The organism is Enterococcus sp. ZJ1622 (genome assembly GCF_011038845.1).
Classification (GTDB): Bacteria; Bacillota; Bacilli; order Lactobacillales; family Enterococcaceae; genus Enterococcus_B.
On sequence record NZ_JAAKDW010000006.1, the window covers coordinates 25,105 to 41,719 of the forward strand.

13 protein-coding genes are annotated in these 16,615 nt (G+C 43.0%); 11 read left to right on the forward strand and 2 right to left on the reverse strand.

Going from position 1 to position 16,615, the window contains the following annotated elements:
* Window positions 1–52: 52 nt before the first annotated feature.
* On the reverse strand, window positions 53–1,345 hold the full coding sequence (locus tag G7Y42_RS07005) for a replication-associated recombination protein A (protein ID WP_165005420.1): 1,293 nt from the start codon (window positions 1,343–1,345) through the stop codon (window positions 53–55).
* A 159-nt stretch (window positions 1,346–1,504) separates the two neighbouring features.
* Between G7Y42_RS07005 and G7Y42_RS07010 the strand changes: the two genes are divergently transcribed.
* The 7 genes from G7Y42_RS07010 to G7Y42_RS07040 all read left to right on the forward strand — a co-directional run bounded on the left by G7Y42_RS07010 (window position 1,505) and on the right by G7Y42_RS07040 (window position 8,661).
* A complete protein-coding gene (locus G7Y42_RS07010; RefSeq protein ID WP_165005419.1) occupies window positions 1,505–2,185 on the forward strand; it encodes a DNA-3-methyladenine glycosylase in 681 nt (226 codons plus the stop codon).
* Window positions 2,142–2,630 carry a DUF3013 family protein gene (locus G7Y42_RS07015; protein WP_165005418.1) on the forward strand — a complete coding sequence of 163 codons (489 nt, stop codon included), beginning with the start codon at window positions 2,142–2,144 and terminating at the stop codon, window positions 2,628–2,630. The genes G7Y42_RS07010 and G7Y42_RS07015 overlap by 44 nt, the downstream gene beginning before the upstream one ends.
* Before the next feature lie 12 nt (window positions 2,631–2,642).
* Window positions 2,643–3,590, forward strand: a complete 948-nt coding sequence (gene prmA, locus G7Y42_RS07020; protein ID WP_165005417.1) for a 50S ribosomal protein L11 methyltransferase — start codon at window positions 2,643–2,645, stop codon at window positions 3,588–3,590.
* A complete protein-coding gene (locus tag G7Y42_RS07025) occupies window positions 3,591–4,340 on the forward strand; it encodes a 16S rRNA (uracil(1498)-N(3))-methyltransferase (RefSeq protein ID WP_165005416.1) in 750 nt (249 codons plus the stop codon).
* Between the two features lie 220 nt (window positions 4,341–4,560).
* On the forward strand, window positions 4,561–6,774 hold the full coding sequence (locus G7Y42_RS07030; RefSeq protein ID WP_165005415.1) for a bifunctional (p)ppGpp synthetase/guanosine-3',5'-bis(diphosphate) 3'-pyrophosphohydrolase: 2,214 nt from the start codon (window positions 4,561–4,563) through the stop codon (window positions 6,772–6,774).
* A gap of 12 nt (window positions 6,775–6,786) precedes the next feature.
* Window positions 6,787–7,233, forward strand: a complete 447-nt coding sequence (gene dtd, locus G7Y42_RS07035; protein WP_165005414.1) for a D-aminoacyl-tRNA deacylase — start codon at window positions 6,787–6,789, stop codon at window positions 7,231–7,233.
* 168 nt (window positions 7,234–7,401) lie between these two features.
* Window positions 7,402–8,661 (forward strand): cytochrome P450, encoded by a 1,260-nt coding sequence (locus G7Y42_RS07040; RefSeq protein WP_165005413.1) that lies wholly within the window; start codon window positions 7,402–7,404, stop codon window positions 8,659–8,661.
* Between the two features lie 185 nt (window positions 8,662–8,846).
* Here G7Y42_RS07040 and G7Y42_RS07045 read toward each other — a convergent pair whose 3' ends face one another.
* Entirely contained in the window at window positions 8,847–9,794 is a 948-nt protein-coding gene (locus G7Y42_RS07045; RefSeq protein WP_165005412.1) for an aldo/keto reductase, read from the reverse strand.
* Window positions 9,795–10,213: 419 nt separating this feature from the next.
* Between G7Y42_RS07045 and hisS the strand changes: the two genes are divergently transcribed.
* From hisS to G7Y42_RS07065, 4 genes are all read left to right on the forward strand, one after another.
* Complete coding sequence (gene hisS, locus G7Y42_RS07050; protein ID WP_165005411.1) at window positions 10,214–11,506, forward strand: histidine--tRNA ligase; 1,293 nt, start codon at window positions 10,214–10,216, stop codon at window positions 11,504–11,506.
* Between the two features lie 13 nt (window positions 11,507–11,519).
* On the forward strand, window positions 11,520–13,289 hold the full coding sequence (gene aspS / locus G7Y42_RS07055) for an aspartate--tRNA ligase (protein ID WP_165005410.1): 1,770 nt from the start codon (window positions 11,520–11,522) through the stop codon (window positions 13,287–13,289).
* Between the two features lie 251 nt (window positions 13,290–13,540).
* Window positions 13,541–14,416 carry a YitT family protein gene (locus G7Y42_RS07060; RefSeq protein ID WP_002293644.1) on the forward strand — a complete coding sequence of 292 codons (876 nt, stop codon included), beginning with the start codon at window positions 13,541–13,543 and terminating at the stop codon, window positions 14,414–14,416.
* 268 nt (window positions 14,417–14,684) lie between these two features.
* Entirely contained in the window at window positions 14,685–16,604 is a 1,920-nt protein-coding gene (locus tag G7Y42_RS07065; protein ID WP_165005409.1) for an acyltransferase family protein, read from the forward strand.
* The last annotated feature ends 11 nt before the right edge of the window (window positions 16,605–16,615 follow it).

The following is a 16,615-nucleotide window of genomic DNA, read 5'->3' on the forward strand; positions in this document are numbered from 1 at the left end:
GTAGCACACGGAATAAAAAAGAGCAATGAGGGAGCTCACTCAAAATAAAAGATCACTGATTATTTTTGGAAGAGTTCTTTTTCCATTCTTTGATTCGCAAGTATTGCTGTCCCAGTGCTTGCTCATATTTCCCTGTGTCCTTTGGCTCATAATAATGGGTGTTTTTCAGCTTGTCCGGCAGATATTGCTGATCGACCCAAGCATGGTCATAGTTGTGCGGATATTGATAGCCGACCCCGCGATTCAGATCCTTTGCTCCTTTGTAATGACTGTCTCTCAAATGGTCGGGGACATCTCCGGCTTTTCCTGCGCGGATATCCTCGATCGCTTTGTCTAAAGCCATATAAGCGGAATTCGATTTTGGAGACAGGCAAAGATCAACGACGACATCAGCTAAAGGGATACGAGCTTCAGGAAGGCCTAAACGTTCGGCAGCCAAGACAGCATTCACTGTGCGAGCAGCAGCAGCCGGGTTCCCTAATCCGATATCTTCATAGCCAATGACCATCAATCGTCGACAAATACTTGCAAGATCACCAGCTTCCACCAAACGTGCGAGATAATGAAGAGCCGCATCGACATCACTCCCGCGGATCGATTTTTGAAATGCAGAAATCACATCATAATGTGCATCGCCGTCTTTATCATGAGTAAGTGCTTTTTTCTGGACACATTCTTCGATCACCGACAAGGTCAAATGAATCGTTCCGTCTTTTTCGGGTTGAGTGGAGCGTGCTGCAAGTTCCAGCCCATTCAAAGCGCTACGCAAATCCCCATTTGTAGCTCGTGACAAGTGGAGAAGAGCCTTTTCGTCTAAACGAATGGCCAAATCGCCCAATCCTCGCTCTTTGTCTGTCAATGCACTTTGGATTGCCGTTTGGATATCCTGTTCATCGAGTGGTTTGACTTCAAAAATCTGAGTACGACTTCGTATCGCAGGGTTGATAGTGATGTAAGGATTTTCTGTTGTTGCGCCAATCATGATGATTCGGCCGCTTTCTAAATGAGGAAGTAAAAAGTCTTGCTTAGTTTTATCCAATCGATGCACTTCATCGAGTAAAAGGATCACTGTACCGCTCATTTTTGCTTCTTCTGCTACTATTTGCAGGTCTTTTTTCGAATCAGTCGCCGCATTCAGCATGCGAAATGCATAGTTTGTAGAACCAGCAATAGCGCTGGCTATACTCGTCTTTCCTGTGCCGGGCGGGCCGTATAAAATCATGGAAGACAACATTCGGGCATCGACCATGCGGCGAATAATTTTTCCATCTCCTACCAAATGCTGCTGACCGACTACTTCATCAATCGTTCTAGGACGCATCCGATATGCCAAGGGCTGCTGCATAGACTTTTTCCTCCTTTGTTTTTCGTTCGTTTATTATAGCATATTTCCCATGAGAGAAGTCAGAAACAAAGCTGAGCGATACTTTTTGGATAGTTGAAATGCTTTTTGTTTTCATAGCTTCTGACCGTATTATTGTGTATGATAAAGTAGGTGAGGAAAATGACAGATAAAACGAAAATAGATGCGTTCTTTTTGAACAAAACGACACCAGAAGTTGCACGTGACTTATTAGGAATGTACTTGGAACATGAAACGCCTGATGGAATATTAGCAGGTTATATCGTAGACGCAGAAGCTTATCTTGGACCGGAAGATGAAGCTGCCCATAGTTATGGCATGCGCAGGACGCCACGGGTACGTGCCATGTATGAAAAGCCTGGAACGATCTATCTTTACACGATGCATACCCATCGGATATTGAATATCATCACTCAGCCGGAAGGGATTCCTCAAGGTGTGATGATCCGTGCGATCGAGCCTGCCACAGGGATCGATCAGATGAGTAGGAACCGCGGAGGGAAAATCGGTCCGGACATTAGTAATGGCCCTGGTAAATTAGTGGCAGCTCTTGGGATTACTCAAGAGCTTTATGGACGATCGATCGCAGATAGTACGCTGCGTCTGGTATTTGAAAAAAAGAAAACACCGAAAAAAATCGATGCACTCCCTAGGATCGGTATTCCGAACAAGGGGGTATGGACAACGAAACCATTGCGCTTTGCCGTTTCGGGAAATCCTTATATTTCCCTACAAAAAAAGAACCTAGTCGATGAAGACTGGGGCTGGAGGAATGAACATGAAAAAAACGAATTTGCTGACGTATCTGGACGAAGCGATTGAATCGAAAATCAGCGAGTACGATGTTGCGCTAGATTGGGATACGAAAAACCATACGATCGAGATTGTTGTCCGCTTGTTTGCGGAAAACAAAGCACACTTGGAGATCGATGATGCACAAGGCGTGGTTTCTGAAGAAGAGATCATTGAATTTGAAGATGGCGTACTGTTATTCAATCCTCAAAAATCAGTATTTGACGAACAGGATTATTTAGCGACTGTCCCTTATGAAGGAAAAAAAGGAATGGCAAAACCAGTTGCTGATGCATTAATCGATTATCTGGCGGAAGTACTGGCAGAAGGTCAAAGCGATCTTTTAGATTTCTTAGATGAAGACGACGAAGAAGCGATTTTTGAATTGCATTGGGACAACGAGAAGTTTGTACGATTCGTAGAAGAAAACCAGCAAGGCGGAAAGACGGATTATCTGCCTTATCCAAGCTATTAAGGAGCGATATTCATGAAGTGGAATGAAGTAAAAGTAGAAACAGCAAGCGAAGCTGTAGAAGCAGTCGCCAATATTCTGATGGAAGCCGGTGCAAGCGGTGTGGCGATTGAAGATGCGTTAGATGTGGAGAATTTCAAATCAGATCGGTACGGTGAACTATTAGACAAAGAAGATTTCACTTCTTTAAAAGAGGGTGCATTGGTGATGGCCTATTTCCCTGAAACGATCTTTTTGCCGGAGATTCTGCCATTTATCAAAAACAATATTTCCAAATTGCCAGATTTCGGATTGGCAATCGGAAAAAATATCGTTACAGTGAGCGAAGTCGAAGAAAGCAATTGGGCGACTGCCTGGAAAAAATATTATCATCCTGTGCGTATCACTCGGATGCTGACCATCGTACCCAGTTGGGAAGACTATCATACAAATGACCCGATGGAAAAAATCATCACGTTAGATCCAGGTATGGCGTTCGGGACAGGCACACACCCGACTACCACTCTTACTTTGGAAGCTTTGGAAACTGTCTTGCGAGGCGGAGAAACTGTGCTGGATGTAGGAACGGGGTCTGGTGTGCTGAGTATCGCAGCAAAATACCTCGGAGCAAAAGATGTCTATGCTTTTGACTTAGATGAAGTAGCTGTCCGTTCGGCAAAAGAAAACATGGACATGAATGAAATCGCAAAAGACGTAGAAGTCAGTGCGAATGATTTGCTCAATGGGATCGAAATCGAAAGTGATGTGATCGTCGCCAATATCCTTGCAGACATCATCTTATTGATGATCCCTGATGCGTGGCGGTTATTGAAACAGACAGGTACGTTGATTGTTTCAGGAATCATCGAAGAGAAGAAGCAGATGGTCATTGATGCCATGGAAGCCCAAGGATTCGTAGTCGACCAAGTCTTTCAGCAAAAGGACTGGTACGCAATTATGCTGAAAAAGCCTGAGGTGGATTAAATGCAACGGTATTTTTTAGAAGAGTCGTATCAGCCAAAGGAACAGTTTACACTAAAAGGAGAAGCTTATCATCATATCGTTCGCGTGATGCGTATGACACCAGAAGACCAAGTGTATTTGGCTTTCAGTGATCAACTGGCGATCATTGCTGAAATCACAGAGATCACAGAAGATGAGGTCCACCTGACCGAAATCGCAAAAGAAGAAAACCAGAAAGAACTGCCAAGTATGATCACGATTGCCAGCGGTTATCCAAAAGGGGAAAAACTGGACTGGATCGTTCAAAAAGGAACAGAGATGGGCGCCCATGCTTTCTTGGGATTCCCTGCAAAGACGTCTGTGGTCAAATGGGATTCGAAAAAGCGGATGAAACGTCAGCAAAGACTCGAAAAAATCGCGCAGGAAGCAGCAGAGCAGTCCCATCGTCAAGTCGTGCCGAAAGTAGAATTGCTCGAATCCAAAGCAGAACTTTATGACAATCTTTCGCACTATGATATTGTACTCGTTGCCTATGAAGAATCTGCCAAGAAAGGTGAGATGACTAATCTTGCCAAAGCTTTGAGCACGGCAGCTGCTGGAAGCAGGATCTTGGCTATATTTGGCCCAGAAGGCGGTCTAGTGCCAGAAGAAATCGCTCAATTTGAACAGATGGGTGGCATTCTTTGCGGACTGGGTCCAAGAATCTTACGAACAGAAACTGCACCACTTTATTTATTGGGCGCCGCAAGCTATCAATGGGAATTATTGTGAGATGAGCCGAAGCACTGAATGTTAAGAAAAAATTGAAAAAAGAAGCAAGTATTTGTATAATAGAAACAATTATTTATGAAAAGCATACAGAATGTTTGAAATACCTAGAACATCGTTTGCGAAAAGATCAGCGTGTTCAAGAGACTTGGGGCAACTATCAAACAGATATTTGCTCCATTTCCTGCTTTATTGCGAAAAAACGAAAGGGGGATCGATTCCTATGTCAAAAGAAGTTATTTTAACAGGTCCTGGCGTTATCGATCTGGTCAGTCAGTATATGGGGCCCGAGCATGTTGCTTTTGTCAAGAAAGCCTGTGAATATGCAACAGCTGCACATGAAGGACAATTCAGAAAATCAGGCGAACCATACATCATCCATCCGATCCAAGTAGCTGGGATCTTAGCAGATTTGAGAATGGACCCCCATACAGTAGCAACTGGTTTCTTGCATGATGTAGTGGAAGATACTGAGGTCACTTTAGAAGATTTGAGAGAAGAATTCGGTGACGACGTAGCCATGCTAGTAGATGGCGTCACAAAACTGGGAAAGATAAAATATAAATCCCATGAAGAACAGTTAGCAGAGAACCATCGTAAAATGTTATTGGCTATGGCGCAAGATTTGCGCGTTATCATGGTAAAGCTTGCCGATCGACTACATAACATGCGTACATTGAAACATCTGCGAGAAGACAAACAACGCCGGATTGCTCAGGAAACGTTGGAAATCTATGCACCTTTAGCGCATCGTTTAGGTATCAGCCGCATCAAATGGGAGTTAGAAGATACAGCTCTCCGTTACCTCAACCCAAAACAGTATTACCGTATTGTCCACTTGATGCAGACAAAACGAGAAGAACGTGAGAAATATGTGAGTGGCACTGTCGAAGATATCCGTCTGGCCACAGAAGAGCTGGGAATTTTTGCGGAGATCTACGGCCGGCCAAAACACATTTATTCGATCTATCGAAAAATGAAGGATCAGAAAAAACAGTTCAATGAAATCTACGATCTGCTGGCGATCCGAGTGATCGTTGACTCGATCAAAGACTGTTATGCGGTATTAGGAGCGATCCATACGAAATGGAAACCGATGCCGGGTCGGTTCAAAGACTACATTGCAATGCCAAAAGCGAATATGTATCAATCATTGCATACTACTGTGATCGGTCCTGCCGGAAATCCAGTCGAAATCCAAATACGGACACAGGAAATGCACGAAATCGCTGAATTCGGGGTCGCAGCACATTGGGCCTATAAAGAAGGAAAAAATGAAAAAGTAGAACCAGATGGCATGACGAAACAATTGAGCTGGTTCCATGAGATCCTTGAACTCCAAGACGAAAGCTATGATGCTTCAGAATTCATGGAGGGTGTCAAAGGCGATATCTTCAGTGACAAAGTCTATGTTTTCACACCAAAAGGAGACGTGACCGAGTTGCCAAAAGGCTCAGGACCGTTAGACTTTGCTTACAGCATCCATACAGATGTCGGAAACAAGACAACAGGAGCGAAAGTCAACGGCAAAATGGTCCAGCTTGATTACAAACTCAAAAATGGGGATATCATCGAGATCATGACCTCGCCAAATTCGTTTGGACCAAGCAGAGACTGGCTGAAACTAGTGGCAACAAGTAAGGCCAGAAATAAAATCAAGCGTTTCTTCAAAGCGCAAGATCGTGAAGAAAATGTCGTCAAAGGGCATGAATCTGTTCTGAAATGTATCACTGATCTTGGGTTTACGCCAAAAGAGATCTTAACCAAGAACAAGCTCCAAGAAGCTTTGGAACGATTCAACTATCAGACAGAAGATGATCTTTATGCGGCTGTCGGTTATGGGGAAATCAGCCCGTTGACTATGGCAAACCGCTTGACAGAAAAAGAACGGAAAGAACAAAAAATCGAACAGCAAAAACAAGAAGCCGATGAAATCATGAATCAGCCGAAAAAAGAACCTGAAAAAATGAAGGTCCGTCATGAAGGCGGTGTGGTGATCCAAGGCGTCGAAAACTTGCTGATCCGTATCAGCCGCTGCTGTAATCCGATCCCAGGCGATGACATCGTCGGTTATATCACGAAAGGCAGAGGGATCTCGATCCATCGGCGCGATTGTCCCAATGTCCAGCCTGATAAACCGAATATCGCAGAACGTTTGATCGAAGTAGAATGGGAAGATACCTCAAATACGAAAAAAGAATACGACGCAGATTTGGAAATCTACGGCTATAATCGTTCTGGTTTACTGAACGACGTACTACAAACAGTCAATGCGATGACTAAAAATCTCAATAGCGTAGAGGCCAGAACCAATAAAGACAAAATGGCCACGATCCATTTGACCGTCGGCATCCAGAATCTGGCGCATTTGAAGAGTATCGTCGATAAGATCAAATCGGTCCCAGATGTTTACAGTGTACGTCGGACCAATGGATAGGAGGAAACAAACATGCGAGCGGTGATCCAGCGAGTCAGCCAAGCTGCTGTGACGATCGATCAGCAGCAAGTCGGAAAAATCAGTCAAGGCCTGCTTGTGTTATTAGGAATCCATGAAACAGATACGCAAGCAGATGTGGATTATCTGGTAAAAAAAATCACGCAGATGCGGATCTTTGAAGACGAACAAGGGAAAATGAATCGAAGTGTCGAAGATGTCGATGGAGAGATCTTAAGCGTTTCGCAGTTCACTTTGTTTGCTGATACAAAAAAAGGCAACCGTCCAAGTTTTATTGCAGCGGCGCGTCCTGAAACAGCTATCCCGTTGTACGAATCCTTCAATCGGGGAATCGAAACCCGAGGGATAACTGTTGCTACTGGAAAATTCGGTGCGGATATGGACGTCTCGCTAATAAACGACGGACCAGTAACGATCCTCATCGATTCTCAAAACAAATAAAGACAGCGACGTCTGTGACAAAGGCGGATCACCTAGAAATAGGGAACACTATTTCAGGTGATCCGCTTTATTTTTATGCCCTCATATGGATAAGCGCTTCTTTTGTCAGCAGCTTCAAAAAAAGTTAAGCTAATAATATAAGTTATTTTTTGTAGGAGGTTGCGTGAAATGAAAGAAGTACCAGTTGTCGATATCAAGGTCACTGATTTAAGAAAAATGTATCAAAAAGGATACAAAATGTTGGAAGAATTGCGTACAGAAGCTGGCGCGCCCGTTGTCAAAGCAAAGATTTTCAATAAAGAGGCAATTGCGATATACGGATCGGCTGCTGCAAAGACCTTTTATGATCCCAGAAATTTCAAGCGAAAAGGAGCCATGCCGAAACTTGTGTTAAAAACACTTTTCGGACAAGGTGGTGTCCAGACGCTGGATGGCGCAGCACATCATCATCGTAAAAGTATCTTCATGGATCTGATGACACCGGAACGAATGGAAGAATACCATCGTCTTTTAGACAAGAATCTGACGCAGGCGCTTGAGGCGCAGCATGGAAAGTTTGAACTGTTCGATCTGAGTAAGAATGTCTTTTTCACTTCTATCTGCGAATGGTCAGGGATCAATTTGTCGAATCTTCCAAAAGAGGAAGTCGAAAAATTAGCGGATTATCAAATCTCGATGATCAGCGGGACATTCACCTCGCCAATCGATCATATCAAAGGTGTCGAGAATCGTAAAAAATCAGAGAAATGGGCACAACAACTCATTGAAGAAGCTCGGCAAAATCCAGTAGCAGGTAAAGAAGATGTCGCATTATACGCCTTTGCCCGTGCGACAGATTTGGATGGCGAATTGTTACCGATAGAAGTAGCTGCGGTTGAATTACTGAACATCATTCGGCCAACAGTCGCATTGACGGTCTGGGCGGCATTGATGGGACATGCGCTTTTCAGTCGTCCGGATCTGAGACAGCAGCTGAAAAATGACTTTGAGACATTGCAAGATCCGTTCATCCAAGAAATGCGTCGCTATTATCCATTTTTCCCGATGCTTCCTGCTATTTCTTTGAAAGATGTCGAAGTAGATGGGTATCTGATCCCAAAAGACAGTTGGGTGATTTTGGATCTTTATGGGACGGATCATGATGAACGGACAGTCGATGCCCCTGATTCGTTCATGATCAAACGTTATTTAGGAAGAGCAAAAAATATCTCCTATGAAGAAGAATACGAAATGATCGCACAAGGCGGAGGGGATTTTCGACAAATGCATCGTTGTGCAGGCGAATGGATCACCTTGCACAGTTTGAGAGTTTTTTCCGACCAGTTAGTCAATAAATTCGAGTTCTCTGTACCAGAGCAAGACTGGACGATACCTTTCAATCAGTTTCCTACTTATCCCAATAGTCGAGCGTTGCTTTATAAAGACTGAACAAAAGGCTGTGAAAAAGCTGCTCTGCATCAAGCAGTAAGAACAATCAGATAAAAATAGCTTTCCATATTTTTCATCTGATTGGGCTTATTGCCGATAGGCTGTCTCTTGAACACCATTTACTTAAAAAAAACGAGGCATGACAATCTTTGTCACGTCTCGTTTTTTATTTTTCAGTCAACCAGTTAGAATCCTTGGAACAACCGATCAATCTCCTGATAGTCTTCATTCGATAGATGAATATCCAAGGATTTTGCGTTAGCAGCTACTTGTTCCGGTTTTTTTGCACCTGGAATCACTACAGATATCCGAGGATGTTTCATGTACCAAGCTAAAACCAACTGAGCAACAGAAGCCTCGTATTTATTCGCAATAGGACGCAGCTGATCCACTGCCTGCAGGATCGTTTCGAACCGTTCACCTTGGAAATCCGGGTTGTTTCTACGCGGATCGCCTTCGCTGAATTGTTTCTCTTGTCCAAGCTGATATTTACCTGTCAATAGACCGGAAGCAAGTGGGAAATAAGGAACGAAGCTGATCTTGTTTTGTTCAAGATAAGGAAACAGCTCTTTTTCGGCTGACCGATGGATCAGGCTGAATTTATCTTCTACTACGTCTACATAACCATCTTGATTTGCTTCTTTCAATTGCTCAAGCGAAAAATTAGAGACACCCACAGCCCGGATCTTCCCAGCTTCTTTCAATTCATGCAAAGCTGCAACTGCTTCGTTTTTGGGCGTTGATTCATCTGGGAAATGGATATAAAAGATATCGATGTAGTCTGTCTGCAATCGTCTCAAGGCGTTTTCGACAGATTGCTTGAGAAATTCTGGAGAATTATCGAATGTTCTTTTTTCGTTTGGTACATGTGCAGCTTTCGTTGCGATCATGATGCGTGAACGATCGTAATCTTTTTCTTTCAAAACTTCGCCGATCAATTCTTCAGACCGCCCGTTTCCATATGCGTAAGCAGTATCGATCAAGTTGATACCGTTATCTAATGCTGTTCGCACGACTTGTTTTCCGACTGCGTCTTCCAGATTGGAAAAAAGGTTATGTCCGTCCACCGCATTTGCACCTAGACCTAGCTGTTCTGCGTAGACTTGTGAATGTCCGATTCTTATTTCTGCCATAGTTGTTACCTCCTTTTTTCTTTAGTCTAAAACAAAAAAATAAAAAGCCAAACTAAAACGTCTTTCTCAGCGATAAAAGTTTCTTGGATGAAAAAGATACTGATTCTGCTTGACTTTGCCAGCTGTTTTTAGTAGGTTATAAGTAATATCGAAATATCAATGAAAGAGCGAGTAAGTTCCTGATGCTTTACAAGAGAGAATCATCGTGGCTGGAAATGATTCAAGGGATTAGTTACTGAAAAGACACTCTGGAGATGGACGAGTGCAAAGCCGTCCCGCGTACGAGCGTTATTCGTGAGAGGAAAGAGGAATCTTTCGAAATTAGGTGGTACCGTGTATGACTTTTCATTCACCCTTGTTCATTTTGGACAAGGGTGAATTTTTTTATTTTTACATAGCCAAGAAAAGGAGAGAATATTATGAGTTTCCAAAGACCAAAAGGAACCAATGACATATTACCTGGTGAATCAGAAAAGTGGCAATTTGTCGAAGAGACAGCACGCTTATTATTCAGAGATTACCAATACAATGAGATCCGTACACCGATTTTTGAACATTATGAAGTGATCTCTAGAAGTGTTGGCGATACAACAGATATCGTTTCAAAAGAAATGTATGATTTTTATGACAAAGGCGAGCGGCATGTCACGCTTCGTCCAGAAGGCACCGCTCCGATCGTCCGTTCATTTGTAGAACACAAACTATTCGGACCAGAGTATGCCAAACCTTTCAAAACGTTTTATATGGGACCAATGTTTCGTTATGAACGTCCGCAAAAAGGGCGTTTACGCCAATTCCATCAAATCGGTGTAGAAGCATTCGGCTCAGAAAACCCAGCGACTGATGTGGAAAGCATGGTGATGGCACTTGATTTCTTCAAACAGTTAGGCATCTCCCAGATTCGGTTAGTGATCAATTCATTAGGGGATAAAGAAACTCGTCAGGCTTATCGTCAGGCGCTGATCGATTATCTTGTTCCTTTCGAGGAAGAATTGAGTGAAGACTCAAAACGCCGTCTGCATGAAAACCCGTTACGCGTGCTCGACAGCAAAGATAAACGAGATCAAAAATTCGTGGCAGATGCCCCATCTATCCTGGATTATTTAAGTGAGACTGCGCAAAAGCATTTTGATACGGTTGTTGCGATGCTGGATGCTTTGGAAGTCCCTTATGAAATCGACAGCAATATGGTCCGAGGCTTGGATTATTACACTCACACGATCTTTGAGATCATGAGCGATGCACCGAAAATGGGGGCGCAAGCAACGATTTGTGCAGGTGGACGTTATGACAATCTAGTCGAAGAGTTGGGCGGACCTGCTACACCCGGCTTTGGTTTTGCCATGGGGATCGAGCGTCTGCTGCTGACAATGGAGGCAGAAGAAGTAGTGATCCCGGCTTTCAACGAGCTAGATGCTTACGTTGTTGCACTTGGAGAAGAAACCAATATCGAAGCATTGAAAGTCGTTCAAGCTATCCGTAATTTCGGATTTTCTGCCGATCGGGATTTTATGAATCGAAAAGCGAAAGCACAATTCAAGACGGCCGATAAAGCCAATGCGAAGTTAGTGCTGGTGCTCGGTGAAGATGAACTAGCCAATCAGACGATCACAGTCAAAGCGATGGCTAGCCGTAAAGAACAAAGTTTCCCATTACAAGAAGTCTATGAACATTTCGATGAAGTCTATGATGAAATGACTTTATTTGAATAGGAGGAAGAAATAAATGGCACAAAGAACAAACTACTGCGGATTGATTTCCGATAAGCAATTAGAACAGACAGTTACGTTAAAAGGCTGGGTCCAAAAACGCCGTGATCTTGGCGGTGTGATCTTTATTGATTTGCGCGATCGTGAAGGGATCGTCCAAATCGTATTCAATCCTGAAATCAATAAAGAAGCGTGGGCAGTGGCAGACAAATGCCGCAGTGAATACGTGATCGAAGTAACAGGTGTGGTCAAAAATCGCGGCGAAAATGCAGTGAATCCGAAAATGGCTACTGGTGCTTTCGAAGTGATTGCAAGCGAGATCGTGATCTTGAACCAAGCGAAGACACCACCATTCCCGATTGAAGATGAACAGTCTGTCAGCGATGAGATCCGCTTGAAATACCGGTATTTAGACTTGCGACGTCCAAAAATGACAAAAAATATCAAACTGAGAAATGATACGACAAAAGCGATCCGTCATTATCTGGATGACCATGATTTCTTAGATATCGAAACACCGTATTTAGGCAAATCAACACCAGAAGGAGCACGTGATTATCTCGTTCCTTCCCGTATCCATGCAGGGCATTTTTATGCATTGCCTCAATCACCTCAGCTATTCAAGCAATTATTGATGAATGCTGGATTCGACCGTTATTATCAAATCGTCCGCTGTTTCCGAGATGAAGATCTGCGTGGCGATCGTCAGCCTGAATTTACACAAGTGGATATTGAAACGACTTTCTTGACTGCTGAAGAAATCCAGACATATACAGAAGGATTGATCGCCAAGGTGATGAAAGATGTCCGCGGAATCGATGTGACATTGCCATTTCCACGTATGTCTTATGATGAGGCAATGGCGCGTTACGGTAGCGACAAACCAGATACACGTTTTGATATGGAATTGATCGATCTGAGCGACACGGTCAAAGAAGTGGAATTCAAAGTGTTCCAGATGGCTTTGGAAAATGGCGGTGTCGTCAAAGCATTGAATGCAAAAGGTGCTGCTAGCCGTTATTCTCGTAAAGACTTGGATCATTTAGGTCAATATGTCGGACAATTCGGTGCAAAAGGTCTTGCTTGGCTGAAAGTGGAAGAAGACGGATTGAAAGGACCAATCGCTAAATTTATGGGAGAACATGCAGAAGCGATCATTCAAGCAACTGACGCGAAAGCAGGCGACCTGTTATTGTTCGGTGCAGATAAAAAAGAAATTGTTGCAGCCGCATTAGGTGCAGTTCGTACACGTCTTGCAAAAGAATTAGGCTTGATCGATGAATCGAAATTCAATTTCTTATGGATCACTGACTGGCCACAATTTGAATATTCTGAAGAAGAAGGACGCTATGTATCTGCTCACCATCCATTCACGATGCCAAAAGCACAAGACGTACCGTTGTTAGCAGAAGATCCTGCTAAAGTGTATGCGGAAGCTTATGATATCGTCTTGAATGGCTATGAATTAGGTGGAGGTTCGATCCGTATCCATACGCGCGAACTGCAAGAAAAAGTCCTTGAAACACTAGGATTCACAAAAGAACAAATGGAAGAACAATTCGGATTCTTGCTGACAGCGTTAGATTACGGTTTCCCTCCACACGGTGGTATCGCCTTGGGATTGGATCGCTTTGCTATGCTTCTTGCCGGTGAGGACAATATCCGTGAAGTGATCGCTTTCCCTAAAAACGGTAAAGCAGCGGATGTCATGAGCGATGCGCCAAGTCTAGTATCGCCTCTGCAACTGTTCGAATTGAATATCGATGTGACAAGTGTAGAAGAATAGAAGACAGCGACTCACTTGCATTCTTCATGACTTCATACAAATGAGAAATACTTCGTGGGTAGGCCATTTCTATAAATTTGGCATAAATTTTATTCTCACTGTAAAAACTGTCATTGAAACCTGTGAAGAGATCATACGAGGCATCCTCTGATCTCTTCGCAGGATTTTTAGATTATAGACTCTTCTGTCATCTTGATTTAATTGAAAAACACTTTATAATGAAGCCATAACATATGAAGCGGGGCTTTTTCATGAAAAAAACTTTCGAAAATTGGGCTTACCATGATTATACGACCAAACTTTCGGTATCTATTGTTTATGCACTTATCGCATCGGTTGCATTGAATTTCTTTTATCAGCCAGGACACATCTATTCAAGTGGAATCACTGGTCTAGCGCAGATCTTGACGACATTATCCAAGTCGCTGATCGGCTTTGAAGTACCAGTATCGACAACGCTTTACTTGCTGAATATCCCTTTGTTTGTTCTTGCATGGTTAAAGATAGGGAAAAAATTCACGATATTTACATTTATCACAGTCACGCTTACATCGTTATGTATCCACATCCTTCCGGAAACGGTCCTTTCGACAGACCCGATCATCTGCGCGCTATTTGGCGGAGCTGTGATGGGATTAGGGATCGGATTAGCTTTGAGGAACGGATTATCCTCAGGAGGATTGGATATCGTCAGTATCACGATCCGCAAAAAAACAGGTAAATCGATCGGCTCCATCTCGATTTACTTCAATGCACTGATCGTGTTCGTTGCAGGGATTCTTTTTGGTTGGCAATATATGTTTTACAGTACGCTGTCGATCTTTGTCAGCGGGAAAGTAACAGATGTTGTTTATACTAAGCAAAAGAAAATGCAAGTGATGATCGTTACGAAACATCCGGAAAAAGTAGTAAATGAGATCCAGAATTGCATGCGCCGGGGGATCACGATCATCAATGAAGCGGAAGGGGCTTATAAACACGATAAGCAGACCGTCCTGATGACTATTGTTACACGATATGAGTTGCCTTTGCTAAGAGAGGCGATGAAAGCTTCTGATCCGCAAGCGTTCGTTAGCATTGCTGAAAACGTCCAGATTCTTGGACGATTTTATGAAGATGGTATCTAAAAGTCAAAGAACAAAGTTTACTGAGGACATCGCTGTAGACAGACATTTGTTTGTCTGCAGCTTTTTTCTATCAAAGTGTCTCTGTCAACAGAAATTACCGTATCTAAATTTGAAAATTTCTTAAAGTTAAGAAAAAATATGTTCATTTTTTAAAAATTATGGGATGATAGAAAAAAGTAGTAAAGAAATGACAAAGTTTTACTTGCTATTTTCACTTAATACTCGTATATTACGAATGAAAAAAGTTTATGAAAAGTTGGAATATTGAATGGAAAAACAAAAAAGGTTGAAAAAAAGCCGCTACATCACCGGATTTGATGGTATTCGTTCTTTAGCCGTAGTTGGTGTGATCTTATACCATCTTTTGCCAACCAGTATGAAAGGCGGCTATTTGGGCGTTCCGATTTTTTTCGTGGTGTCAGGTTATCTGATCACTGACCTGCTTCGACAGGAATGGGAACAAAATGGAAAGATCAATATTTGGCAATTTTATGTTCGACGGATGAAAAGACTTTATCCGGGGCTGGTGTTTCTTCTAGTCACTGCTTCTGCATACATCACATTGTTCCAACGAGGGTTATTGAATAATCTTCGAGGCGTCGTTGTCAGTAGTCTGCTTTATGTCAACAACTGGTGGCAGATCAATAACGGGTTATCTTATTTTGATCGATTTGCCAACGAATCGCCGTTCACACATATATGGTCCTTAGCGGTCGAAGGACAGAATTATTTGATTTGGCCGCCGCTGTTTGTTTTACTGATGGTTTTTGTCCGTAAACGCAAGTGGATTTTCTACACAGTTCTGGGGACAGCGATGGCTTCTGCTGTTTTGATGATGATCATGTATACGCCAGGTGGAGATCCGACCAGAATTTACTATGGGACGGATACACGCTTGTTTTCGATATGGATGGGAAGCGCTCTTGCGTTTGTCTGGCCAAGTACGCGATTGAAGGAAAATATTCCGAAGCAGGCGAAGCGGGTGTTGAATAGCGCTGGACTGGTTTCCTTAGCCGCTTTGATCCTCAGTTTCTTTTTGCTAGATGATCATTACAGCTTTGTTTACTACGGCGGAATGCTTCTTGTCAGTCTATTCTGCGTCGTCTTAGTAGCTGTTACAGCTCATCCTGGCGCTAGTTTGAATCGTTGGCTGACAAATCCGGTCTTCACTTGGATCGGTAAACGAAGCTACGGGATCTATTTATATCAATTCCCCGTAATGATTTTTTACGAAGCGAAAGTATCCGATATCGCAGACCATGTCTTGCTCCATACGATCATTGAGATCTCTTTGATCCTGATCATCAGCGAGCTTTCTTACCGCTATATCGAACGTCCGCTTGCTCGTTTTGACTACAGCCAGACATTTAAGACAATCAAGAGCTGGTTCCAAAAGCCGATTGTCAGCAGACAAAAACCATGGGTCATCCCTGGTACGCTGATTACAGTCGTTGCTTTAGTCGGTTTTGTCACGGCACCTAAAAATGCAGTGACTGCAGACCAGAAGCAGTTGCAAGAAAAAATCGCACAAAGCAAGAAACTGGCAGAAGAAAGCAAAAAAAATTCAGAGAACGTGACAAGTACCGTCGATCAAACGATCCTTGACAAATATGATTTGACGAAGGCACAAGGAAACAAAGCACAGAAACTGGAGTTAACAGCTTTTGGTGACTCTGTGATGCTGGACGCAGCAACTGATCTACAGGAACTTTATCCAAAAGTAGTTGTAGATGGAGACGTTGGGCGGCAATTATACGCAAGTGTCCCTTATATCGAAGACTTGAAAAAACAAAAACTACTGAAAGATACCGTGCTGATCGGGCTTGGAACGAATGGTTCGTTCTCAGAAGATCAATTTGATAGCGTAATGGATGCAATCGGCGATCGAAAAGTGTACTGGGTCAATGTCCGCGTTCCGACAAAACGCTGGCAAAATGACGTCAATGCGATGCTTGAGCAAATGGCGAAGAAATACGATAACATGACACTGATCGACTGGTATAGCTACAGCAACGGTCATAGTGAGTGGTTCTACGATGATCAGGTACATCCGAATCCAGAAGGAATGACTCATTACGTTCATTTAGTGAGTGAAGCACTATTAGGTGGAAGTTCTAGCAACAAGCAAACGGTCAAAACAACGACGAGTAACGCTGCAAATGATGAAATGAGTGGCTCAGAACAATAAAACTCGTAGTA

Excerpts from the sequence above, each read along its gene's own strand:
- G7Y42_RS07005 (WP_165005420.1), bottom strand. The coding sequence starts at position 1,345 with ATGCAGCAGCCCTTGGCATATCGGATGCGTCCTAGAACGATTGATGAA.
- G7Y42_RS07010 (WP_165005419.1), top strand. The coding sequence starts at position 1,505 with ATGACAGATAAAACGAAAATAGATGCGTTCTTTTTGAACAAAACGACA.
- G7Y42_RS07015 (WP_165005418.1), top strand. The coding sequence starts at position 2,142 with ATGAAAAAAACGAATTTGCTGACGTATCTGGACGAAGCGATTGAATCG.
- prmA (WP_165005417.1), top strand. The coding sequence starts at position 2,643 with ATGAAGTGGAATGAAGTAAAAGTAGAAACAGCAAGCGAAGCTGTAGAA.
- G7Y42_RS07025 (WP_165005416.1), top strand. The coding sequence starts at position 3,591 with ATGCAACGGTATTTTTTAGAAGAGTCGTATCAGCCAAAGGAACAGTTT.
- G7Y42_RS07030 (WP_165005415.1), top strand. The coding sequence starts at position 4,561 with ATGTCAAAAGAAGTTATTTTAACAGGTCCTGGCGTTATCGATCTGGTC.
- dtd (WP_165005414.1), top strand. The coding sequence starts at position 6,787 with ATGCGAGCGGTGATCCAGCGAGTCAGCCAAGCTGCTGTGACGATCGAT.
- G7Y42_RS07040 (WP_165005413.1), top strand. The coding sequence starts at position 7,402 with ATGAAAGAAGTACCAGTTGTCGATATCAAGGTCACTGATTTAAGAAAA.
- G7Y42_RS07045 (WP_165005412.1), bottom strand. The coding sequence starts at position 9,794 with ATGGCAGAAATAAGAATCGGACATTCACAAGTCTACGCAGAACAGCTA.
- hisS (WP_165005411.1), top strand. The coding sequence starts at position 10,214 with ATGAGTTTCCAAAGACCAAAAGGAACCAATGACATATTACCTGGTGAA.
- aspS (WP_165005410.1), top strand. The coding sequence starts at position 11,520 with ATGGCACAAAGAACAAACTACTGCGGATTGATTTCCGATAAGCAATTA.
- G7Y42_RS07060 (WP_002293644.1), top strand. The coding sequence starts at position 13,541 with ATGAAAAAAACTTTCGAAAATTGGGCTTACCATGATTATACGACCAAA.
- G7Y42_RS07065 (WP_165005409.1), top strand. The coding sequence starts at position 14,685 with ATGGAAAAACAAAAAAGGTTGAAAAAAAGCCGCTACATCACCGGATTT.